The sequence below is a fragment of the Atopococcus tabaci DSM 17538 genome, assembly GCF_000429585.1.
GTDB lineage: Bacteria > Bacillota > Bacilli > Lactobacillales > Carnobacteriaceae_A > Atopococcus > Atopococcus tabaci.
On sequence record NZ_AUCD01000037.1, the window covers coordinates 1 to 20,471 of the forward strand.

The 20,471-nt window shown below is 45.0% G+C and carries 24 protein-coding genes, 1 pseudogene, 1 riboswitch and 1 other annotated feature; of the genes and pseudogenes, 10 read left to right on the forward strand and 15 right to left on the reverse strand.

Going from position 1 to position 20,471, the window contains the following annotated elements:
* On the forward strand, positions 1-255 hold a 255-nt coding region (locus tag G470_RS0106875), incomplete at its 5' end, for an ATP-binding protein (RefSeq protein ID WP_028274196.1).
* Here the strand turns inward: G470_RS0106875 and G470_RS12930 are convergent.
* Complete coding sequence (locus G470_RS12930; protein WP_084172121.1) at positions 256-597, reverse strand: NUDIX domain-containing protein; 342 nt, start codon at positions 595-597, stop codon at positions 256-258.
* Between the two features lie 257 nt (positions 598-854).
* Here G470_RS12930 and G470_RS12935 point away from each other — a divergent pair, with 257 nt between their 5' ends.
* The 3 genes from G470_RS12935 to G470_RS0106900 all read left to right on the forward strand — a co-directional run bounded on the left by G470_RS12935 (position 855) and on the right by G470_RS0106900 (position 2,520).
* Entirely contained in the window at positions 855-1,217 is a 363-nt protein-coding gene (locus G470_RS12935) for a LytTR family DNA-binding domain-containing protein (RefSeq protein WP_156907997.1), read from the forward strand.
* 105 nt (positions 1,218-1,322) lie between these two features.
* Entirely contained in the window at positions 1,323-2,123 is an 801-nt protein-coding gene (locus G470_RS13875; RefSeq protein ID WP_084172122.1) for a ferric reductase-like transmembrane domain-containing protein, read from the forward strand.
* A gap of 136 nt (positions 2,124-2,259) precedes the next feature.
* Complete coding sequence (locus tag G470_RS0106900) at positions 2,260-2,520, forward strand: cytochrome b5 domain-containing protein (protein ID WP_035445254.1); 261 nt, start codon at positions 2,260-2,262, stop codon at positions 2,518-2,520.
* A gap of 131 nt (positions 2,521-2,651) precedes the next feature.
* On the opposite strand, the gene G470_RS0106905 is transcribed toward G470_RS0106900, so the two are convergent.
* On the reverse strand, positions 2,652-3,488 hold the full coding sequence (locus G470_RS0106905) for a GNAT family N-acetyltransferase (protein WP_028274199.1): 837 nt from the start codon (positions 3,486-3,488) through the stop codon (positions 2,652-2,654).
* A 167-nt stretch (positions 3,489-3,655) separates the two neighbouring features.
* Positions 3,656-3,850, forward strand: a riboswitch (cobalamin riboswitch).
* A 123-nt stretch (positions 3,851-3,973) separates the two neighbouring features.
* On the opposite strand from G470_RS0106905, the gene G470_RS0106915 reads away from it, so the two are divergent.
* The 4 genes from G470_RS0106915 to nrdF are packed head-to-tail and all read left to right on the forward strand — an operon-like array spanning position 3,974 to position 7,773.
* Entirely contained in the window at positions 3,974-4,207 is a 234-nt protein-coding gene (locus G470_RS0106915) for a glutaredoxin domain-containing protein (RefSeq protein ID WP_028274200.1), read from the forward strand.
* A gap of 1 nt (position 4,208) precedes the next feature.
* Positions 4,209-4,589 carry a class Ib ribonucleoside-diphosphate reductase assembly flavoprotein NrdI gene (gene nrdI, locus G470_RS0106920; protein WP_028274201.1) on the forward strand — a complete coding sequence of 127 codons (381 nt, stop codon included), beginning with the start codon at positions 4,209-4,211 and terminating at the stop codon, positions 4,587-4,589.
* Positions 4,570-6,795: a class 1b ribonucleoside-diphosphate reductase subunit alpha gene (gene nrdE, locus G470_RS0106925; RefSeq protein WP_276202781.1), complete on the forward strand. Its 2,226-nt coding sequence runs from the start codon at positions 4,570-4,572 to the stop codon at positions 6,793-6,795. Before nrdI ends, nrdE begins: the two co-directional genes overlap by 20 nt.
* A 15-nt stretch (positions 6,796-6,810) precedes the next feature.
* Positions 6,811-7,773 (forward strand): class 1b ribonucleoside-diphosphate reductase subunit beta, encoded by a 963-nt coding sequence (gene nrdF, locus G470_RS0106930; RefSeq protein ID WP_028274203.1) that lies wholly within the window; start codon positions 6,811-6,813, stop codon positions 7,771-7,773.
* A gap of 108 nt (positions 7,774-7,881) precedes the next feature.
* On the opposite strand, the gene G470_RS0106935 is transcribed toward nrdF, so the two are convergent.
* Positions 7,882-9,474 (reverse strand): ATP-binding cassette domain-containing protein, encoded by a 1,593-nt coding sequence (locus G470_RS0106935; protein WP_028274204.1) that lies wholly within the window; start codon positions 9,472-9,474, stop codon positions 7,882-7,884.
* 98 nt (positions 9,475-9,572) lie between these two features.
* Here G470_RS0106935 and G470_RS0106940 point away from each other — a divergent pair, with 98 nt between their 5' ends.
* Positions 9,573-10,481, forward strand: coding sequence for an Rgg/GadR/MutR family transcriptional regulator (locus G470_RS0106940; protein WP_035445250.1), 909 nt, complete (start codon positions 9,573-9,575; stop codon positions 10,479-10,481).
* A gap of 35 nt (positions 10,482-10,516) precedes the next feature.
* Here the strand turns inward: G470_RS0106940 and G470_RS0106945 are convergent, their stop codons facing one another.
* The 7 genes from G470_RS0106945 to G470_RS0106975 form a co-directional block, all read right to left on the reverse strand.
* Positions 10,517-10,927, reverse strand: coding sequence for a hypothetical protein (locus tag G470_RS0106945; protein WP_028274206.1), 411 nt, complete (start codon positions 10,925-10,927; stop codon positions 10,517-10,519).
* 12 nt (positions 10,928-10,939) lie between these two features.
* Positions 10,940-11,380, reverse strand: a complete 441-nt coding sequence (locus tag G470_RS0106950) for a LytTR family DNA-binding domain-containing protein (protein ID WP_028274207.1) — start codon at positions 11,378-11,380, stop codon at positions 10,940-10,942.
* A 168-nt stretch (positions 11,381-11,548) separates the two neighbouring features.
* Positions 11,549-12,118 (reverse strand): GNAT family N-acetyltransferase, encoded by a 570-nt coding sequence (locus G470_RS0106955; RefSeq protein ID WP_028274208.1) that lies wholly within the window; start codon positions 12,116-12,118, stop codon positions 11,549-11,551.
* 72 nt (positions 12,119-12,190) lie between these two features.
* On the reverse strand, positions 12,191-12,664 hold the full coding sequence (locus G470_RS0106960) for a hypothetical protein (protein WP_028274209.1): 474 nt from the start codon (positions 12,662-12,664) through the stop codon (positions 12,191-12,193).
* A 23-nt stretch (positions 12,665-12,687) separates the two neighbouring features.
* Entirely contained in the window at positions 12,688-12,915 is a 228-nt protein-coding gene (locus G470_RS0106965) for a hypothetical protein (protein ID WP_028274210.1), read from the reverse strand.
* Between the two features lie 22 nt (positions 12,916-12,937).
* Positions 12,938-13,348 (reverse strand): GNAT family N-acetyltransferase, encoded by a 411-nt coding sequence (locus G470_RS0106970; protein ID WP_051258475.1) that lies wholly within the window; start codon positions 13,346-13,348, stop codon positions 12,938-12,940.
* A 39-nt stretch (positions 13,349-13,387) separates the two neighbouring features.
* Positions 13,388-13,834: a GNAT family N-acetyltransferase gene (locus G470_RS0106975; RefSeq protein WP_028274212.1), complete on the reverse strand. Its 447-nt coding sequence runs from the start codon at positions 13,832-13,834 to the stop codon at positions 13,388-13,390.
* Positions 13,835-14,017: 183 nt separating this feature from the next.
* On the opposite strand from G470_RS0106975, the gene G470_RS0106980 reads away from it, so the two are divergent.
* Positions 14,018-15,301, forward strand: coding sequence for a BaiN/RdsA family NAD(P)/FAD-dependent oxidoreductase (locus G470_RS0106980; RefSeq protein WP_028274213.1), 1,284 nt, complete (start codon positions 14,018-14,020; stop codon positions 15,299-15,301).
* A 29-nt stretch (positions 15,302-15,330) separates the two neighbouring features.
* Here G470_RS0106980 and G470_RS0106985 read toward each other — a convergent pair whose 3' ends face one another.
* From G470_RS0106985 to G470_RS14095, 5 genes and pseudogenes are all read right to left on the reverse strand, one after another.
* Positions 15,331-15,591 carry a hypothetical protein gene (locus G470_RS0106985; RefSeq protein ID WP_028274214.1) on the reverse strand — a complete coding sequence of 87 codons (261 nt, stop codon included), beginning with the start codon at positions 15,589-15,591 and terminating at the stop codon, positions 15,331-15,333.
* Positions 15,563-17,986 (reverse strand): S8 family serine peptidase, encoded by a 2,424-nt coding sequence (locus G470_RS15020; protein WP_028274215.1) that lies wholly within the window; start codon positions 17,984-17,986, stop codon positions 15,563-15,565. Before G470_RS15020 ends, G470_RS0106985 begins: the two co-directional genes overlap by 29 nt.
* Before the next feature lie 262 nt (positions 17,987-18,248).
* Complete coding sequence (asnA, locus tag G470_RS0106995; protein WP_028274216.1) at positions 18,249-19,259, reverse strand: aspartate--ammonia ligase; 1,011 nt, start codon at positions 19,257-19,259, stop codon at positions 18,249-18,251.
* Between the two features lie 84 nt (positions 19,260-19,343).
* Positions 19,344-19,565, reverse strand: a binding site (T-box leader).
* A gap of 260 nt (positions 19,566-19,825) precedes the next feature.
* Positions 19,826-20,287 carry a 6,7-dimethyl-8-ribityllumazine synthase gene (ribH, locus tag G470_RS0107000; protein ID WP_028274217.1) on the reverse strand — a complete coding sequence of 154 codons (462 nt, stop codon included), beginning with the start codon at positions 20,285-20,287 and terminating at the stop codon, positions 19,826-19,828.
* A gap of 56 nt (positions 20,288-20,343) precedes the next feature.
* Positions 20,344-20,471 (reverse strand): annotated as a pseudogene (locus G470_RS14095) (IS30 family transposase); the annotation flags it as partial.

Here is a 20,471-nt window from a genome sequence, read left to right on the forward strand (position 1 = left end):
ATTATCTTAGACGAAATGGGCTATGTCCCGTTTAATAAAAATGGTTCAGAACTGCTTTTTCAATTAATTAGTGATTGGTATGAAACAAAAAGCATTATCATTACCTCCAACCTAGAATTTAGCAGCTGGAACAAGGTATTTATTGATCCGCGCCTCACGTCGGCGCTGGTGGATCGCCTCATTCACCACGCACATATTTTGACCTTTACAGGTGAAAGCTATCGCTTGAAAAATGCTTTATCAAAAATAGAATAATTAAATGGAAACTATTGGGTGGCAACATTGTGTACTTTTCGTTGCAAAACTATGTACTTCTCTATTGCAAAACACATCTCCTCTTCCAGAGCCAACTTTTCCAGCTAAGATTTCTGCAGTGTAATAAAATTGATTCCCTTCAAACTCTATTTTTGTTAGACATTCTTTTATTTCCACTTCTGTTCCTATCTCTTCCAAAGCTTCCCTTTTCGCTGCTTCTTCCGGTGTTTCTCCTTTGTTAATTCCTCCTAGAAAGACGTAATATATTTTATCGTCTCTCTTCCTTTCAATCAAAAGCACTTTTTTATCTTTAATCAGAATCACTGAGCTTCGATTTCTCATAACCGCCTCCTGGCTAAATGTATACACATAGTATAACAAAGCAGCTTTCCCTATTCTCCGTACTCTTGGATTTTTTTAGAGAGTAAGTTCTTGAAAAATCTATGGTAAAATGCAACAAGCTGAAAATTTCGGGCATCTGCGGCAGCTTGTTGGTACATTGAGTTCAGAAGGAGGCACGCAATGGAAATCGAGTACACGTGGGACGGAGAATATGACGAAGACAAAATGGGGTGCTCCTGAACCCCGCAAACAAACACTTGGCGGACACCCTCGAAGAAGCCGTCGTTCACGTTCCGCAACTTGAAGTGATTGACCCGACAAACGACCGACGAATCAAGCTATCCTGTTCGGACGTGTTGGCCATTGAAGCCATGGATCACTTGTCAAAAGTCCATACGGTGGACAACAAAGTGTACTTCATCAAAGGGCGGTTGAAAGATTTTGCCAAGTACACACCACACGGACTGTTCCGAATCAACAATTCCTTCATCTTAAACTTATCCGAGGTCAACGGCTTCAAAAGCGGGCGGCACGCCCGGTTGGAAGTGTACACGACAGATGGGCAGCGTTTCATCGTGAGCCGGCATTATGCCAAACAAATCAAGGAGGCATTACAATGATCACCGATTTGAAAAACCAATTCATGCAGACAGCCTTTGTCACCACACTCTGGATTTTCGGCATCGTGACCTTGTTTGCGAAAGAGTCTTCTGTGGACGTGGCTTATGTGTGGCGGGTACTGGGGGCCGGAACGATTGCCGGACTGGTCTTCGGGGTCGTATATCCTTACGTTTGGAATTACGCCACCTGGCCGGCTGCGCAAACAGCTGTATACGGTGACCGATGTCCGGCATCAACCCGGCCGCACCGTGGTGGTGACGTTGACGCCTCAAAGCGGCCGCGTCCCTGAATACAAGCCCGGACAATTTGTGTTTGTGCGGATCAAAGAAGACATGTATCCATTCGAGGAACACCCTTACTCCCTTATCACCTCTCCGCAAAACCCCAATGAAATCAAAGTGGCCATCAAAGATTTGGGGGACTATACCCACCGGATGCAGGAATTGCCGGTCGGGGTCGAAGCAACAGTGGAAGGTCCTTACGATGGGGTGTGGCATGTGGAGGAAAAACTCGACAATCCCAACGAAAACTTGATTCTTCTGGCCGGTGGTGTGGGCATCACCCCGATGTTGGGGATTTTGGAGGAATTGAGTTTGAAGAAACCGCCCAACAACGTGATGCTGGTCTGGGGGCTCAACGAACCGGGTGAGTTTGCGTTTGCGGAAGAGTTTGACAAATTCAAGCGGGAGATTCCAAACTTCACCCTTGTCCCATTCTTCGCCAACGAAAAAGGTTTCCTCGACACGCAAAAGGTGCAGGCCTTGCTGCAGGAGCACAACCTCCTGTTTGAAGAGAGCCAGTTTGTGTTGTGTGGACCCAAACTTTTTATGACTGCTGTGGAAAAAGCTCTGTTGGAGAGCCGCGTGCAAAAAGACAGTATTTATTACGAAGCTTTTGCACTCTAGAGGAGGAGGTATAATGAGCAAATTCAAATCGCTTCTATTATCCGGCCTGATGGCATTCACCTTGGCCGCCTGCGGAACCCCTACAACCGATGCACCGGACACTTCCGCTCCAGATACCGCCAGCGAGAGCACTTCGGTGGATTCGGGGCAAGAGACCGAAGAAACACGCGTCTTTACACTGGAAGAACTCAGCCAGTACGACGGCAAAAACGGGAATCCGGCTTATGTCGCCGTCGACGGGGTCGTCTATGATGTGACCGATGTGGAACCATGGGCCAACGGCGAGCACAAAAACGGCATCACCGCCGGGAATGAATTCTCCGATGAAATCTTGAACTCCCCGCACGGCAAAGGGGTATTGGATAACTTGCCGGTGGTTGGTATGTTGGAAGAATAGGTCTAAAGAGATAGTAAAAACAAATGCTAGATAAAAAGACTTTTCCACTCAATAGATGAAATGGAAAAGTCTTTTTATCTGAAATTCATTTTATGAAATGACTATTTTCATTTTCCGTGTTTCACCATCAATTATCCAATAATGTACGTGTCCCACGAATCGCTTTGGTCATACTCAAATAGATTCAATGCCGCAAAAGCAAACGGATCGACATCGTCCGCTTCAATCGAAACTTTTTCAAATTGACGTTTCAATTGGTGTATGGCGTTCTTGTAGAAGGCGGTGTAGTGAGGCAGATTTAAGACGTCTTGTCCGCCCACATAGCCGATTTCTATCTCACCTGGCTCTTCTCCTTCGTAACAAAGTATGTAGGCATCGATTTTTCCGTCTTTTGCCAATAAATAGGAGTGCTCTTTGTCCAAATAAGCCGAAATGATTTTTTTCCATTCCATAGTGGAAATTGAATCACTGAGTGCATTGATAGTTTGATGAAAGTCTTTGTAGTTCTCCAGCTGCAAAGCAACCAATTCGTCCCATTGCTCTTCTGTCGCTTCATTCAGGGACAGATAGCTCATTTGGTCATTAGATGAACTGAAATCACCTCGCAGAACAGTGGTATAACATTTTCTCGCGAGTTGAAAGCCACAATCTTTCAAAAAAGAAATCGCCGTACTGTCTTTGGAAGAAACAGCAGCTTGAAACACCTTTGATTCGGATAAAGAAGACAGTTGTTGGTAAAGCTGTCTGCCAATCCCTTTTCGACGATTCTCCGATTTAGTGAAAATCCCCATGTACTCCCTGTTTGGGTGAACAGAGTTGGTCCATAAACTGCCGATCCCCACAAGTTCCTCTTTGTCGAATGCCAGAAGTGTGACATCGGCTTCCTCTCCCCACACCAATGAATAAGAGGCATCTTCCAACAACTCTTTTATATCCCCGTCGTATTTTTCCTCATACCTATCCATCATCCCATCTCCCCTCTTTATTGTCAGCATTCTTCTCTTATTATACCTAGATTGTATTGAATTTCGTATACATAAAACCCGTCCAACTTCTTCATTGTATTTTTTATGTACTGTGATACAATTCAACATATACCAACAACCTGTTGGGAAATTAGCTGAATAACACAACATATAGTACCGCGATTATTGGTGGCATACGATGCCTTAATAGGGAATCCAGTTAAAGTCTGGAGCTGCCCCCGCAACTGTTAATGTGGACGAACTAGCAAACCACTGTATCTCCGATCTGTTCAGACGGCGATATGGGAAGGGCTATAGTAGGACGAAGCATGAGCCAGGAGACCTGCCGATAATTGTAGTTTCTATTTTTCGGGGATGAAAAAGAAGAAACGATGGGAATTCTCTTATGCAGATTCTCTGTCGTTTTTTGCCGTTCATCCCAAAATGAACGGTTTTTTTGTGTTTAAAATACGAAAGGAGAATCGAACATGACCAAGAAAATTGTCGTCTACAGTAAGGCAGGCTGTGGCCAGTGTCAATTCACTAAAAAACATTTGAATAAGTTAGGTATTGATTTCATAGAGAAGAACATCACAAAACAACCCGAGTGGGCAGAAGAAGTGAAAGCTCTGGGCTTTTTCAGTCTTCCTGTTGTCCATATTGAAGGCGAAGAACCCTTCAACGGTTTCCAGCCCGAACGACTGAACAGGTTGGTGAACTAAGATGACACAAATCGTTTACTATTCCGTTACTGGACAAACTCGGCGTTTTGTGAAGAAGATTACTTCTTCTGCAATAGAAATTGAACCCCACAATCCTTTTATCGAAATGAATGAACCTTTTATTTTGATTGCCCCAACTTACCCAGAAGAAATGATCGAACCTATAAACGATTTTTTAGAGACCAATCGCAATATAAACTATTGCAGAGGGATGTTCGGTGGCGGAAACAGGAATTTCGGCACAGCATTCTGTTTCACCGTTCGTGACTTAGAACAGGAATATGGAGTTCCTGTCCTGCATAAATTTGAATTTCAAGGAAGTGAACAGGACGTGGAAAAACTAAAAAAGGAGATCAGAAAAATTGAACACCAGAACAATTAACCCAACCAAGCAAGTTACTTATTTCAAATTGAACAATGAAATGAATATCCCTGTGGAGGGAAAAATTCCACTGCATAAAGACAAAGAGGCCGTCAGAGCCTACTTTCTGGAAGAGATAAACACGAATACCGTCTTCTTTCACAGTCTGGAAGAAAAATTAAATTACTTGGTCACGAATGACTACATTGAAGAAGAGATGTTGCTTCAATACACGCTCAATTCAGACGAACCTCTGGAAGAAGAGAATAAAGACAAAAATTATGACTTCCATTTCGTAAAAAAATTATTCCGAAAAGTTTACAGCCATAAATTCCGTTTCAAAAGTTTCATGGGGGCGTACAAGTTCTACACTCAATATGCGATGAAAACAAATGACGGAACAAAGTATTTGGAACGATACGAAGACCGTATTGCCTTCAATGCCTTGTTTTTAGGAAATGGGGACAAACAGTTGGCATTAGATATTGCCGAAGAACTGATTTCCCAGAGATATCAACCAGCGACCCCAACCTTCTTAAATGCCGGAAAAAAAAGACGGGGCGAATTGGTTTCTTGTTTCTTGATTGACCTGGATGATTCCATGCTCTCAATTGGACGCGGTGTCAATTCCGCATTGCAGTTATCCCGTAAAGGAGGCGGCGTCGGTGTGAATTTATCCAACCTTCGTGCTGCAGGGGATCCCATTAAAAAAATCGAAAATGCTTCTTCAGGAGTCGTGCCCGTCATGAAGCTGTTGGAAGACAGTTTCAGTTACAGCAACCAATTAGGACAACGCAATGGAGCGGGGGCTGTTTATCTCAATGTTTTCCATCCAGATATCTATGCCTTCCTGTCCACAAAAAAAGAAAATGCGGATGAAAAGATTCGTGTAAAAACTTTATCATTGGGATTGATTGTTCCGGATAAATACTATGAATTGCTTAAGACCAACCATCCTATGTATTTGTTCAGTCCATATGACGTGGAGAGAGAATACGGCCAGCCTTTTTCTTACGTCGACCTCACCAAAGAATACGACAACATGGTCAAAAATGAACGCATCAAGAAATCAACAATCAATGCAAGAGAACTGGAACAAGAAATTTCTCGACTACAACAAGAATCCGGTTATCCGTACATCATAAACATTGATACAGTAAATAAGGCCAACCCTGTAGATGGAAAAATCATCATGAGTAATCTATGTAGCGAGATTTTCCAACCCCAAGAAACTTCCACTCTTAAAGATGATTTGTCTTATGAAACAGTCGGCACAGATATCAGCTGCAATCTAGGCTCAACGAATATCGTTAATATGTTAACTTCTCCGGACTTTAAGAAGTCTGTCGAAATTGCGGTTCGTGCCCTAACCACTGTCACTGAACAAACAAATATTGACGAAGTCCCGACCATAAAAAAAGGCAATCACCTTTACCGTACGATTGGCTTGGGAGCGATGGGGCTGCATACTGCTTTCGCTTTGAACCAAATAGAGTATGGCTCCCCTGAATCTATAGAGTTCACAGAAGCCTACTTCAGAGCATTGAATTACTACTCGCTCGTTGCCAGCAACACCATCGCCAAAGAAAAAGGAGAAGCTTTCCATAAATTCGAACAATCAGCTTACGCGGATGGCACTTACTTCGCTCCGTACATTGAATCTGATTTTCAATTCAAATTCGATAAAGTGGCCAATCTATTCAAACATATCTCTCTTCCAACTAGCGAAGAGTGGAAACGACTGAAAGACAATGTGCAACAATTTGGCCTGTATCATCGAAACCGTCTGGCAATCGCTCCTAATGGATCCATCTCTTATATCAATGAGACGAGCGCTTCGCTGCATCCAATCACACAAAGAGTGGAACACAGACAAGAAAAAACTGTCGGAGCCATTTTCTATCCCGCTCCTTATTTATCTAACGAAACGATCAATTACTACACTTCCGCATATGATATGGATCAACGGAAAATCATTGATGTCTACGCAGCTGCCCAGCCTCATATCGATCAAGGTATGAGTTTGACCTTATTCATGCGTTCTAAACTCCCTGAAGGTCTTTATGAGTGGAAGAAAGGCAAAAGCAACACGATGACCACCCGGGATTTGAACCGGTTACGAAATTATGCTTACGCAAAAGGCATTAAGTCTTTGTACTACATCCGTACTTATACAGAGGACGGGGATATCATCGGTGCCAACTCATGCGAAAGCTGTATGGTTTAGGAAAGGAAGAAGCAGATGTCTAATTTTTTGCATTACAAAGCCATTGATTGGAACAAATTGGAAGATGAACTAGATAAACATATTTGGGAGAAATTGACCTCCCAGTTTTGGTTGGACACGCGTATCCCGGTATCCAACGACTTAGACGATTGGAGAAATTTAACAGAAGTAGAACGAGACGTAGTTAACAAAGCGTTCGGCGGATTGACTTTATTGGATACACTGCAATCGGAAGAAGGAGCAAATGTCATGCGCAGTGATGTACGTACCCAGCATGAAGAAGCGGTCTTGAATAATATCTTGTTCATGGAATCTGTCCATGCAAAGAGTTACAGCACAATCTTCATTTCACTCAATGACAACCGAAAAATTGATGAAATTTTCGCATGGACCAACACTAATGAACGCCTTCAATATAAAGCCAAGCGTATTCATGACATTTATCAAACCGGTACCGCTCTACAAAAGAAAATAGCCAGCGTATTTCTTGAGTCCTTCTTATTCTATAGTGGGTTCTATACGCCATTGTGGTATTTGGGAAACAACTTATTACCCAATGTGGCTGAAATCATCAAATTGATTATCCGGGACGAATCGGTTCACGGAACTTACCTCGGGTATAAATTTCAATTAAGCTACAATAAACTAACCGAGGAACAACAAGCAGATGTTCGTGATTGGATGTACGATTTGCTGTTCGATTTGATGGATAACGAGTTGACGTATACAGAGGAGCTGTACGATCAAATTGGGTGGACCAGCGACGTAAAGACCTTTGTAAAGTATAACGCAAACAAAGCTTTGCAGAATCTTGGGTTTGACCCTCTCTTCCCTCACGCTGCGGCGGAAGATGTCAATCCGATCGTGATGAACGGCCTCTCCACAGAAACCGCGAACCATGATTTCTTTTCTCAAGTCGGTTCTGGCTATCTGATGGGCGAAGTGGAGGCGATGGAAGAGGACGATTATGACTTTTAGTTTTTCTCAAAAATAAAAAACGTCCACTTCTGAAACTCTTTAACAAACAAATCAGAACTGCCCACTAAAATTTTTCTTTTTTTAGTGGGCAGTTCTTTCGTTTCACATTCATCCCAAGCTCAGTACCCCATCCAACTGCTCTTGGATTGACTGGCGTAGATGGTGGGTGATCATGATGACTGTCAGTTTAGGGTTGCCAAGAAGGCTTTTTTCAATCTTCACAGCACTCTCTTCGTCCAGACTGGAGGTGCCTTCGTCCAAGAGGATACATGTCTTGCCGCGGATCAATCCACGGGCCAATGCCAAGCGCTGACGTTGCCCGCCGGACAACAACCTTCCCGCTTCCCCTACATAGCTGTCTAACCCATCCGGCAGTTTGCGGATCAGTTCTTCCAGGTCACTCTCCCGGATTGCCGCCTGCAGTTCTTCTTCGGTGAACGTTTCGCCGAGCAGGATGTTTTCCCGAATGGTGCCTTCAAACAGATACGGCGTCTGGTCGATGTACAGAATGTGATTCCTTAAGGCGGCCCCAGACAGGTCTTTCAGTTCTTTCCCGGCAAAGGTAATGGAGCCGTCGTAATCCGTCAGTTTTCCGTTCAACATATTCAACAACGTGGTCTTTCCGCTTCCGCTGGCGCCGACGATGGCGTATTTGCGCTGCAGAGAAAAGTCAAACGACACATTACTCAAAATTCGCTTCTCCCCATACGCATATCCGACATTTTTCAGTTGGAACCCGTCCGTCGCTTCCATCCCTTCATCTTGGCCCCGATGTGCAGATACCGGAATAGTCTGGAATTTCTCGAAAATCGGCTGGGTGGCACGGACGGAGGCGATCTGTTGACTGATGTTCCCGACCGTATTGAAAATCACGCTGGCGAAATTTCCGGTGGAAGCGATGGACCCGATGGAAACCAGGGATTGGAAGGCCAAGAATCCGGTCAACACCAGGATGGACAGCTGGCCGAAGACATTCCCGAATGCACCTAAGATAGCCACTTTCGAGACCACCAGTGCCTGGTGGTTTTTCGCTTGTGCCAATTGGATGGCCGCGTCCTTGATTTGAGAGGTGATTCGTCTCAACAACCCGTAAGAAAACAATGTATCAAACCCGCCCAATGCATCCGTGGATTTGCTCAAGAAACGCTCGTTTTCCTGCGTGGCAGCCAGTGCCGCTTCCCCCATCTGTTTTTCCAACAATTTAGGAAGCAAAAGGGTCAAGGCAGCTGCCGCAAAACTCCAAACCACCAAGCTCCAATGGAAATAGAAGAGCGCAGCAACCGATGTGAGACTGGCGATGACGCCCGCCAAGATGTTGTAAAACCCGTCAAACGCCTCGGATTCAATCGTGTTCATGTCGTTGCTGAGCCAGGATGCGTACGTCCCCATTTGCCGTTCATGGAAGGCGGTGTAACTCGTGTGTTCCATTCGGGTGGTGATGTCTTCCCGAATTGCCGTCAGCATCTTTTGTTTGACCCGGCTGATCTGATTGATTTGGATAAACGTGAATAATAGGAAAAACAAGAAGCTGACAAACATCCCTCCCGCCGCTTTCAAAAACGCCTGGACATCCAGCGCAATCAACGCGTTCAGTGCCGCCGCATTCAGCAGGCTGGCGATGGTTTGAGAAACAGCTGCGGCAAACAAGATCCCGACAACCATCAAATTTTCTTTCCAAAACCGTTTGATATAGTGAACCATCTTCTTCACCTCTTCTATTATTTCTTGCACCTTTACTATAAAAAACGTACAGTAAAGGCAACCCAAAACTTGCACATCTGCAAAAAAGAGGTGGCAAAATGTATGGAAAAACGTTCCAGACGATCCGCAAACGCAAAGGCATGACCTTGAAAGAAGCGTGCGGTACGGCGTTGTCGGTTTCCCAACTGTCCCGGTTTGAAAATGACAAATCAATGATTCCGGTGGACTTGTTTTTCGAGGTGCTGAAAAACATCAACACGTCCATCGAAGAGTTTGACTACTTTTTGGGACGGCAGGACAAAAAGCAGTTGTTCGAACGATTTGATTTGATCGAAACATACACCAACAACCGGCAGTTCGATAAGCTGGTGGAATTGAAAACGACCATCCAAAAGGAGCGCCCCGGCCCTTACAGCTGGGACCAGTTTCTCATCTACTTCATTGACAGCCTGACGTATTTGAACGAAAACGGCCGGCACCAGAGCCAGCAGGCGGTGTTGAATTATTTGATGCAAGTGGAAGACTGGGGCGAGATGGAACTGCGGTTGTACGCCATCTTCGGTTTCACGTTGAATGTGGAAACCACTTATACCCTGATGCACACTGCCTTAAAGCGCAGCAAACTTTACCAAGCCATCCCGCAGGACATCAAGCTGCTGTACACGATTTTGTCCAATAACTTCTCGACCTTTTTATATCATGGGAACCTTCAGTACGCGGAAGAAACGATCCGTTTGTTTGAAGATCGCTATTCCGAAAACACGGAACTCTTCTATCCGCATATCGACTTCATGTTCAACAAAGGCATCCTCGCCTTCAAGAAACAACATCCAGAAGACGGAGAAAAATATTGCGGGCAGGCCATCAACATCTGCCGCTTGTTCCGCCAAAAAGAGAGCGAAGAACGGTATCAGAAACGGTACAAACAGTGGCGGGAAAGTTATGAGGATCCGGAATACCATGAATTGATTATCAATATCGGATTTTTGGAAGAAGAAGATGCGTAAAAAAGCTCATTCACGTGTTTTTTACGTATCTTCCTTTATTCTCTTTTTCCTAAATGTTCGTTGATCGCCTGCGCCAGTTGATTGAAACGATGCTTTCTTATTCTGTAGGTTAGATAATAAAGCAAGATGTAAACAAATCCATTGACAATAAGATTTTCAACGTTGATAGAAAACATTCCCAACAAGCTTGCCAGCGCAAACCCAGCAATCAATTGAATCGTGATATTGAAAATATGATACGCACTTGCAGAGTGAAAAGGGAGATAGCTGCCTACATATCCTAAAAAGAAAAGTACTAAAACCAACCCAGCCATCTTTAATATGGACAAGCTTGCATTTTCCCATGGAACGCTTTGAGAAAAACTCAGCAAGGCATTCAATAAAACAATCGAAGAAAATACAAATGTCATGCTGCTTAAATTTTCAGAAAAAAAGTTTTTCATCATTACATACCACCTCTAACTTATTTTTAGATACTGCTTCACATTCTTCATGTAGTGCCGGCTGATAATTACTTTCTCACCGTTCTTTAGATTTGCTTCTAAACGATAATTTGGCAATGGGGACACGCTGTCCAAATAATCCATGTTTAAAATTGTGCTCTTGTTTATCCGTATGAAAGAAGTTTCTTCCAATTTGTTTTCTAAGACATAAAGTTTTTCCTTTGCTTCGAAAACTTCTAATTCTGTATATAGAAAAGAAGAATTGTCGACGCTCTCAATATAATAAATGTCCTGGCTGTTTATAAGATGAATATGGCCATCCTTCTCCCCCTTTAACTGAATGTTATTGGTCTCTACTATTTCAATAACTCGTTGAATCCGTCGGTCGAAGACATTATAAGTAATATCGATAATCGCTTCTTTTAAACTCTTATCTTCCTGTAAATTCAATTTCATATTATAGACCTCCCCCCTTGGCTTAAGTGTAGTTTAGACTTGTATGTATGTGGGTTCAATCGATTTTGAGTAAGGTGCATGAAACGCCCCCTCACTTACACAAAAGCCCCTGCTTTCTTAGAAATAAAAGAAAATAGGGACGCTTTATCGATATTGATAGTAAAATATTTACCTTGTCTTTCCGTCAAAATACTCGTCTTTCAAAATACTGTAATGCACATCATTGAACCACTCGCCCTGTTTCCATTTGCCGACGTGGCGGCTGACTCCTTCTTTGGTCATCCCTAACCGCTCCATCACCCTGCCCGAAGCACTGTTTCTCTCATCATGCAGGGACTGAATTCGTTCCAATCCGATCACTTCAAATCCCAACCAAAGTAGGGCTTTTCCGGCTTCGGTCATGTAGCCTTTTCCGTGATAGTGTTTGTTCATCGTGTATCCGAGTTCGGCTTTGTGTTTCCAGTCTTTGAAACGCAGGTCAATCGTGCCGATCATTTTTCCGGTTTCTTTCAGCTCTATCGCGTATTTCCCTAAAGGGTCCGCTTCAAAATAAGCTGCGATGTTCTCTTTTGTCTCCTCCAAAGATTGATGTTTGTCGAAAACGTAGTAAACCGTCTCTTCATCCGAAGCATATTCATACATATCTTCCGCATCTGCAAGAGTCACCGGACGTAAGATCAGCCGTTCTGTTTCGATTCGTTTATGTAGAACCAGATAGAGTGCGATATTCTTTTCCATTTTGTTTTCACCTTCTTCGAAAAAATGTGTAATGAGATACTTCTATTTACGTATGATGCGCTTTCCGTTTTCTTAGAAGTATATTTCAGGCGAAGTTAATAAACTCGTAACTTTCCACTTCCATCTGACTGGTTGATTCGTTATTGTTTCCTGAACTCTTATGCTTATGTACCAAAACATTTGAGTGAACAACAGTGTTACCACAAGCTTGGTTATGTCAAAACGTTCCTCCAAAAACGGGACTATATTTTCTAAGGTAACATGGGGAGTAATTGCAGGAGAAATAACTAAAGCTGATACAGCCGTAATGACAAACAAGACAACCGCATCCACTGAAAAATTTTGATAATTGTATTGAATCTCGTCGCTCCAAACGCCCCAGTACAGCAAATCTATCAACTTTCCAGTAGTTACTAGAGCGCTAAGAATCACGTAATTTGCGCCAAGCGCGGTGAAAAGCGCCACGATTATGAAAGCTGGGAATTTAACAGCATTTCGGTAGCGGATTCGTTTGTTCTTAGCCGTTAGTTCTTTAATTTTTAACAACTTGTCTCCTCCTTCCTGATACTCTAAATTCGATTAATCATCATATAGAAGAGAATGGAACCAACAGTGAGTGCAACAGTTTTTAACATTTCCCGTCTTGTGCGGTCGCTAAACATATAGTGGATAACGGCAAACGAAACGGCCAATGCACAGTACCACAAAAAATGACTTTCGATAAAAGTCGTAAGGGCGGAATACAAGACAAGTACAATAAAGCTGTAAAAGTTTTTTCCTTCTTGATCTGTCGCCATCACTACTCGACCTCTCTTCTACTTAGTTCGTGAACCCCACCGAATTTCTCTCTTCCAACGTATAGAGTCCGACTGATTTGTAAAAAGCTTTTGTTTTTTCTGAATTGTCTGTGGTCAAAACGATTTGGCGAATGTCTTTGGCTTGTTCAAGAATCCGATTGATCAGTTCCGTTCCAATGCCTCTTCTGTGGTAATCTGGATGCACTAAAATATCCTGGATATACAAGATATAGCAGCCGTCCCCTACCGTTCGAATCAATCCGACCAGCTTGTCGCCGCTCCACGCGCTGATGTAATGCAACGCACCGGGAAGAATTTTCTCCATAATTTCAGGGTGATCGGAATAAGCTGTCCAACCGACGCTTTTATAGAGTTCTGTCAGCGTCTCCACGTCAATGGGGTTATTCTCTTTATATTGAATATGTTTGTCCACGGTCTCCCTCCTATGTATCATGCGTCACTCATGTCACGCTCAGCATTCATAATGCAACACAAATTCATCGTATTCCTCGTTATAGGAACGGTCTTTGAACCCAAGCGAGCGCAAGAGTTTTCCCATCACTTCGTTGCCTTTGACGTAATCAGCGACCAACACGTCATATTTGTTTTCTTTCTTCACCCATTCAATCACTTTTTCAACCGTCTGGCGTCCGTAGCCTTTGCCTTGGTGGTGTCGGTCAATCATCATCCGCCAGATCATGACCTCTTTGTTTTCTTTGTCCACGTCCAATAAAAGAAACCCTACAACCGTTTCCCCTTTTTGGATGGCATAAGGAAACACGTCGTTGTTATTCCGATAGAGGTAGCAATCCGCTAAAGATCGGACGTTTGGCGCTACAAATTTGCTTTGGTGTTCATTTACTTTCAATTGAAGCACTTCTTCAAAGTTCTTTTCATCTATTGGGACAAACTGCACCATTTTTATTCTCCTTTCCTAAGGATTCAGTTGTGTTTAGTGTACCAATAATTATATGAGAAATGAACCACCCTTTTTAATCGTTTTATAATATTAAACTTTTGAATTAAACTTTCTGTCCCTCTATTCTATTTTCTAAAGAAGCATTCTGCTATCATAAGAGGAGAAACAGAAAGGACAACGATAATGACTAACCAACTAAAAAACTCTAAAAGATATGATGTAATCGTCGTAGGCGGCGGTTCGAGCGGTTTGATGGCCGCAATCAACGCTGCCCAGCAAGGCGTGAACGTCTTGGTGATCGACAAAAACCGGAAACCGGGGCGCAAGTTGCTGCTGTCAGGCGGAACCCGCTGCAACGTCACCAACCGGACCACCCGCGAAGACTTGATCAAACACATCCCTGGAAACGGGAAATTCTTGTACAGCGCGTTGAACCAATTTGACCAAGAAGATATTGTGGAATTTTTTGAATCCCGCGGGGTCGAACTGAAAGAAGAAGACCACGGGAGAATGTTCCCGGTGACCGACAAGTCCCAAACCATCCTGGACGCTCTTCTAAAAGAATTGGAACAGCATGATGTCACATTCAAACTGCACGACCCAGTGGACAAAGTTCTCTATGACTTAGACGAGAAAAAAGTCCTCGGAGTGAAAACCAAGTCCGGGGAAACCTTCCAAGCCGGTTCTGTGATCTTGGCGGTCGGCGGAAAAGCGTATCCGAAAACAGGGACCACCGGAGACGGGTACAAATTTGCCAAAGCGGCCGGCCATACCATCACCCAGCTCTACCCTACTGAGGTGCCGCTTCTGTCCGATGATATATACATCAAAGAGCGCACGATGCAAGGTGTCCCGCTTCGTGATGTCAACGTGACGGTATGGGACGAAAACGGCAAACCCATTGTCGAACACAACTTGGACATGATTTTCACCCACTTCGGGTACAGCGGGCCGGCCATTTTGCGCTGCTCGGGCCACGTGAATCAATACTTGGAACGGACGCACGCTCCTGTGTGCCACCTGTCCATCGACTTGACGCCGGAATTGAGTCAGGAAACCTTGAAGGCGCAGGCGGAAAATCAGCGCGACAAACAAGTGCTGACGATTCTCAAACAATGGATGCCGGAACGGATGGCGGAATTGATTTGCACTCAAGTAAAAATCGATCCGGCCAACCCATACAAGCAAATGATCCACGGTCAGGTGGACGCTTTGATGCAGTACATTAAAGCCTTCCCGATCACCGCTCATGGATCCAAACCGATTGAAAAAGGATACGTTACCGGCGGAGGCGTTGCTACAAATGAAGTGAATCCGAAAACCATGGAATCCAAACTGATGCATGGCTTGTACTTCTGCGGGGAGTTGCTGGATATCAATGGATACACCGGCGGCTACAACATCACTTCTGCATTTGTGACCGGAACAATCGCCGGCCGCTACGCTGCATGGGGAAGCTTTGGTTAAGTGAACGCAATAAGTAAAGAAGGGGTACCTCAGTTTGGAGGCCCCCCTTCTTTTTTGAATGGACTGGGAGTAAATTTCCACATCACTTCATTCAAACATATTTGAATACAATGAAGTGATGCGGAAAATTCTCCTTTACTCCACGCATGTTCCTTCTTTTGCGTGGAGTGGTTCTTTTTTTCCATAACCACTCCACTAAAAAATTCATTCCCAGCATACGCAAGAAAAAACGCCATCCCGGATGGAATGACGTTTTTGGTGTTACTCGTTTTCTGCTTGGTTGCTTCCAATCGTCAATACGCCGCCTTGGATTTCTGTTTCTTCTCCTTCCAATTGAGCATACGCATTGATTTGGTAGCGTCCTGGTCCCAACGGTTGGCCGTCAATCGCCATGTCCCAAGCGAAGAAGTATTCCCCAATCGGCAAATTCTCCGCATGAGCAACTTCTCCAATCAATTCGCCGCTGTCTGCATCTCTGATCCGCAAGTTGAAGTTTTCCGCCCCTTTTGTCAAATTGACGATTCCAACAAGATAGTTGCCGGAAATTCCCAACTGCATCGAGTTCAACAATGGGTAGTCCGGTTCTTGGACAAAGATGATGGTCGGCACTTCCAAATCGTTTGTGCCGTCACTGATGACGAACGTTCCTTCATAGTAACCCGGCTCGAGGTTTGAATCGACTTGCAGACGGTAGTTGATCTCTTGCGTTTTGCCTGGTTGGACTTGAAGGTTGTTGCTGGATTTCACCGAGATGCCGTCATGTCCGGTAAACTTGATGGAATATTTTTTCCGTTTGTCTGACAAGTTGTGGACAGTGAATTTTTCACGGTGCACTTCTTTCCCGTTTTGCTTGGTGAAGATGCCGAATGAATGGCTGGCGTCGGTGACCAATGTATTTGCCTGAATGGCGTCCAACACACGGATGCTACCGGCGCCTTGCGTGTTGTGCGGGTAAACCGTTCCGTTTGGATCAACCAGTCGTTCCGCTGTATTCATCAATGCCGCTTTCACAAAATCCACATTCCAATCTGGGTTGGCTTCCAACATCAAGGCCACCGCTCCAGCCACGTGAGGCGAAGCCATACTGGTTCCTTGCATGGAGGCATAGCCGTGTGGGTTGGAAGGATCATGCGTCGGAACCGTGCTGGTGATGTTCACTCCAGGAGCCACCACATCCGGTTTGATCATCCATGTGTCCATTACCGGCCCGCGGGAAGAAAAGTCCGCGATCGTTTCATTCACGGTACGGCTGTATTGGACGTTGAACGACAAGGTTGGATTTCCTGCTTCCAGTTCCGCCAACAGTTTTTGCCCGTCTTTTTGAGAAATCGTCACGGTCGGTACCGCCATTCCCGGCACCAATGGCTGTTCACCAGGCACGTTGTTGTAAACGACCGCACCTACAGCGCCCGCTTGTTTCGCGTTTTCAGCTTTAGTGACGTATGGCAATTCCCCGCGGCTGATCAAGGCGATTTTGCCTTCCGCATCCACTTGGGAGAATTCTTCTTCGCTTCCCAGTCCGACATGGACAAATTCATATTCCGCTTCGTTCAAAGCCAGCAATGCTTCCTCGCTCGGGAAACCTTGAACGACGGCAGATGGGTACGTGTTTCCTGAAGAACTGAAAAGCTCTGCGTTAAATGTGTTGTACGGCAATTGGGAAGCCCCGACGGAAATCGCTTCTCTGGAAGTCCCGGGAGAGCCGACCGTCCAGTTGGCGGACCCGCTGTTCCCATTGGAAGTGACCGCCACAACCCCGTCCGCCATCGCTGCATCCAACGCGATGCTGGTCGCATAGTCCGGGTTGTTCAGTGTGTTTCCAAGAGAAAGGTTCATCACATCGGCTCCGTCTTCGACTGCACGCTCAATCGCAGCAATGATGTCTTCTGTGTACCCGCTGCCTCCAGGCCCAAGAACCCGGTAAGCAAGCAAATCGGCATCCGGCGCCACGCCTTTGATTTCACCGTTTGCCGCGATGGTGCCCGCAACGTGCGTGCCGTGCATGGTCAAATCGTCCACTGTTCCCGTATTGGTTTCTTGCGGGTCCGCGTCATTGTCCACGAAGTCCCATCCTTTGTACTCACCGAATGCGTGAGCCAAATCCGGATGTGTGTAGTCCACTCCTGTATCGAGTACCGCGACCGTCACCCCTTCACCTGTGTAGCCTGCTTCCCATGCTTCTTCTGAACCTATGTAAGGTGCACTGTCATGCATTTCAGGGCTGAACGCTTCACGATCGATGACATCCACACTGGCAGAATCCAATTTGTACGTTTCGTTGGGGTACACAGCTTTCACTCCGGGAACGCTGATAAGTTGCCCCAATTGGTTTTGAGGAATCCGAAGGGACAATCCAGAGAAGACCACTTCATATTCTTGGTTGACTTCATAGTCGACCCCAGCGGCATCGAGTTCGGCCAGAATCGCGTCCCGTTCCTGTTCCACAGACTGTTTCGACTTGTTTTTTCCTTGTTGTTTCGCTTGGAGGACAGATTCTTCATCCAACTCCACCACAACCGTCACTTTTTCAGATGAAAATTCATCAACGTCCAAATGCACATCTGCCGGCGCATCCTCTTTTGACTCCGCGGCCGTCACTTTTCCTGTAAATGCCCCTACAGACAACGGCAATGCCAACGAAAACAGCATCGCGTACTTAGACCATTTCTTGAAATTAAACGACATACATGCAGCTCCTTTTCTTTTGTCTTCCTACAGCAACAAAACGATTGCACCAGTCTTCACGTCACATTGGGTTTACGCTCAGCGTCTCTCCCCTTTATAACCATCTCCTTATCATTTTCTAATTTTATATTTATAAACTAATGTAACATGGAAATTTTTATTTAACAAGAATGATTTTTAATTTTAACGAATCGGGGAATGGTTCTTCCCAACAAAAAAGACACCTTCCGCAATGGAAAGTGTCTCTTCAATCGTATCGTTTTTACAGCAACGGAATGCCGGCTGCAGCGCATTGTTGAACCATGGCATCCGACCAAACAGATGCTTGAACTTCACCGATGTGTGCTTTTCTCAGCATGAACATGCAGAACCTGGATTGGCCGATGCCGCCTCCGACGGTGAATGGCAGTTCGTTGTTCAACACCATTCCGTGGTACTCCAATTCCATGCGGTCTTCGCAGCCGGAAAGCTCCAACTGTTTAATCAATGTGGAACGGTCCACGCGGATGCCCATGGAAGAGAGTTCCAGCGCTTTGTTCAACACCGGGTACCAGAACACAATGTCCCCGTTCAATTCCCAATCGTCGTAATCCGGCGACCGCATGTCATGCGGTTCTCCGGAGCGCAGTTTCCCGCCGATTTTTGAAATGAACACCGCTTTTTTCTCTTTGGCGATGGCATTTTCCCGTTCTTTTGCCGTCATGTCAGGGTATCGGTCTTCCAATTCTTGTGTGGTGATAAAGCTGATGTCTTCCGGCAAGATGGGGGCGATCTCTGGGTACCGTTCGGCAATGAACCGTTCCGTGTCTTTCATCACGCGGTAAATCTTCCGGACCACGGATTCCAGCTCCTGCTCGTTTCGGTCTTCTCGTGTGATGATTTTTTCCCAGTCCCACTGGTCCACGTAAATGGAATGCAGGTTGCCCAGTTCTTCTTCTGCACGGATGGCGTTCATATCGGTGTAAAGTCCTTCTCCAGCCGTGAAACCGTAATTTTTCAATGCTTTTCGTTTCCATTTGGCTAGTGAGTGGACGATTTCCACCGGGATGTTGTCCGCTCGTTTCACGTTGAACGTGACCGGTTTTTCCGCTCCGCTCAAGTTGTCGTTCAAACCCGATTCCGGACGGACAAACAGCGGCGACGACACACGCAGCAAGTTCATCTCTTCCGCAAACCGTTGTTCAAAACGGCTCCGGATGAGTTGGATGGCCTTTTCAGTTTCGATGACATCCAGTTTGGTCTCGTAGTCTTTCGGTATAATCAATCTTTCCATGTCAATTTCTCCTTACTCATTTTTTCAGTGTGAAGGAGGGGTGTTATTGCAGACAATAAAAGAACCTTCCACCCCTCTGAAAAAACAAGGGGCGAAAGGTCTCTCTTCCGCGGTACCACCCTAATTCGCTGCCGAAGCAGCCTTTATTGGCAATAATGCGTAACGTGCATCTTACGTATAGACCTACTCTCTTTCGGCCTATCTACTCCGAAGTGTTTTTCAATGTGCGGGGCAACCGGTTCACACCACCCACCGGCTCTCTGAGTGTCCCATTCACATTGAACATGTCTTCTTCACTGTATTTAGATTGTTGTCGATATGGAATATTGTAGTATTTTAATCTTTTTTGGCCGAAAAAGCAACACTTTTTTTAATTTTAACGGGAAAGAGACCGTTCAGCCTATTGGACCCGTTCTCAAGCGAAACAATGGGCGCTCTTTCGAAATACGTCCATCGAGGTCAGAGCAAGAGTGGTTTTACCTCAATGTATTCTTTAACACACCGATGTTTTCAATGCTGACTTCCAATGCCTCTCTGATTATTCGAAAAGTTCTTTGGTGGTGTCCTCACAGTTCTTTCAAGAGGTTCGCCATTTCAATGGCTGAAACTGCGACATCGTATCCTTTGTTGCCGGCCTTCGTTCCGGATCGTTCGATGGCTTGCTCGATTGTATCCGTGGTCAATACGCCAAACAATACCGGTACGCCGGTGGATAACGCTGCTTGGTTCACCCCGCTGGTCACTGCCGAACATACATAATCAAAGTGGGCTGTTGCGCCTTTGATAACAGCCCCCAATGTAATGATGGCGTCGTATTTCTTTGATGCAGCCATCTTCTGGGCCACTACCGAAATCTCAAAAGCTCCCGGCACCCAAGCAACTTCAATATCCTCTTCCGACATACCATGACGTTTTAATCCGTCCAGTGCCCCGTTAAGAAGGCTGGATCCGATAAATTCGTTGAATCGTCCTACCACAATTCCGATTTTCAAGTCTTGCGCGATTAATTTTCCTTCGTACGTTTTCATGTTGATTCCTCCATTAGTTATTGTATTTTTTAATATTTTTCGTTTGTCAAATTAAGCTAGAAATAATTTAAACCTGATACATTCTCCAGAAAGACCTCCAATGGGGTCTTATAGTTTAAAGATTTTCTAGGTATTTTATTCCTTCGGATTGCGACAGAAGAAATAAATTGTTGATCGACTTCGT

Bases quoted from the DNA above. Each gene is read 5' to 3' on its own strand.
- nrdI (WP_028274201.1), top strand. From the start codon at position 4,209: ATGACACAAATCGTTTACTATTCCGTTACTGGACAAACTCGGCGTTTT.
- G470_RS0106915 (WP_028274200.1), top strand. From the start codon at position 3,974: ATGACCAAGAAAATTGTCGTCTACAGTAAGGCAGGCTGTGGCCAGTGT.
- asnA (WP_028274216.1), bottom strand. From the start codon at position 19,259: ATGGAAAGATTGATTATACCGAAAGACTACGAGACCAAACTGGATGTC.
- G470_RS13875 (WP_084172122.1), top strand. From the start codon at position 1,323: ATGTGTGGCGGGTACTGGGGGCCGGAACGATTGCCGGACTGGTCTTCG.
- G470_RS0106955 (WP_028274208.1), bottom strand. From the start codon at position 12,118: ATGGAAAAGAATATCGCACTCTATCTGGTTCTACATAAACGAATCGAA.
- G470_RS0106965 (WP_028274210.1), bottom strand. From the start codon at position 12,915: ATGGCGACAGATCAAGAAGGAAAAAACTTTTACAGCTTTATTGTACTT.
- G470_RS0106935 (WP_028274204.1), bottom strand. From the start codon at position 9,474: ATGGTTCACTATATCAAACGGTTTTGGAAAGAAAATTTGATGGTTGTC.
- G470_RS0106905 (WP_028274199.1), bottom strand. From the start codon at position 3,488: ATGATGGATAGGTATGAGGAAAAATACGACGGGGATATAAAAGAGTTG.
- G470_RS0106945 (WP_028274206.1), bottom strand. From the start codon at position 10,927: ATGATGAAAAACTTTTTTTCTGAAAATTTAAGCAGCATGACATTTGTA.
- G470_RS0106950 (WP_028274207.1), bottom strand. From the start codon at position 11,380: ATGAAATTGAATTTACAGGAAGATAAGAGTTTAAAAGAAGCGATTATC.
- G470_RS12930 (WP_084172121.1), bottom strand. From the start codon at position 597: ATGAGAAATCGAAGCTCAGTGATTCTGATTAAAGATAAAAAAGTGCTT.
- nrdF (WP_028274203.1), top strand. From the start codon at position 6,811: ATGTCTAATTTTTTGCATTACAAAGCCATTGATTGGAACAAATTGGAA.
- G470_RS15020 (WP_028274215.1), bottom strand. From the start codon at position 17,986: ATGTCGTTTAATTTCAAGAAATGGTCTAAGTACGCGATGCTGTTTTCG.
- G470_RS0106940 (WP_035445250.1), top strand. From the start codon at position 9,573: ATGTATGGAAAAACGTTCCAGACGATCCGCAAACGCAAAGGCATGACC.
- G470_RS0106975 (WP_028274212.1), bottom strand. From the start codon at position 13,834: ATGGTGCAGTTTGTCCCAATAGATGAAAAGAACTTTGAAGAAGTGCTT.
- G470_RS0106980 (WP_028274213.1), top strand. From the start codon at position 14,018: ATGACTAACCAACTAAAAAACTCTAAAAGATATGATGTAATCGTCGTA.
- ribH (WP_028274217.1), bottom strand. From the start codon at position 20,287: ATGAAAACGTACGAAGGAAAATTAATCGCGCAAGACTTGAAAATCGGA.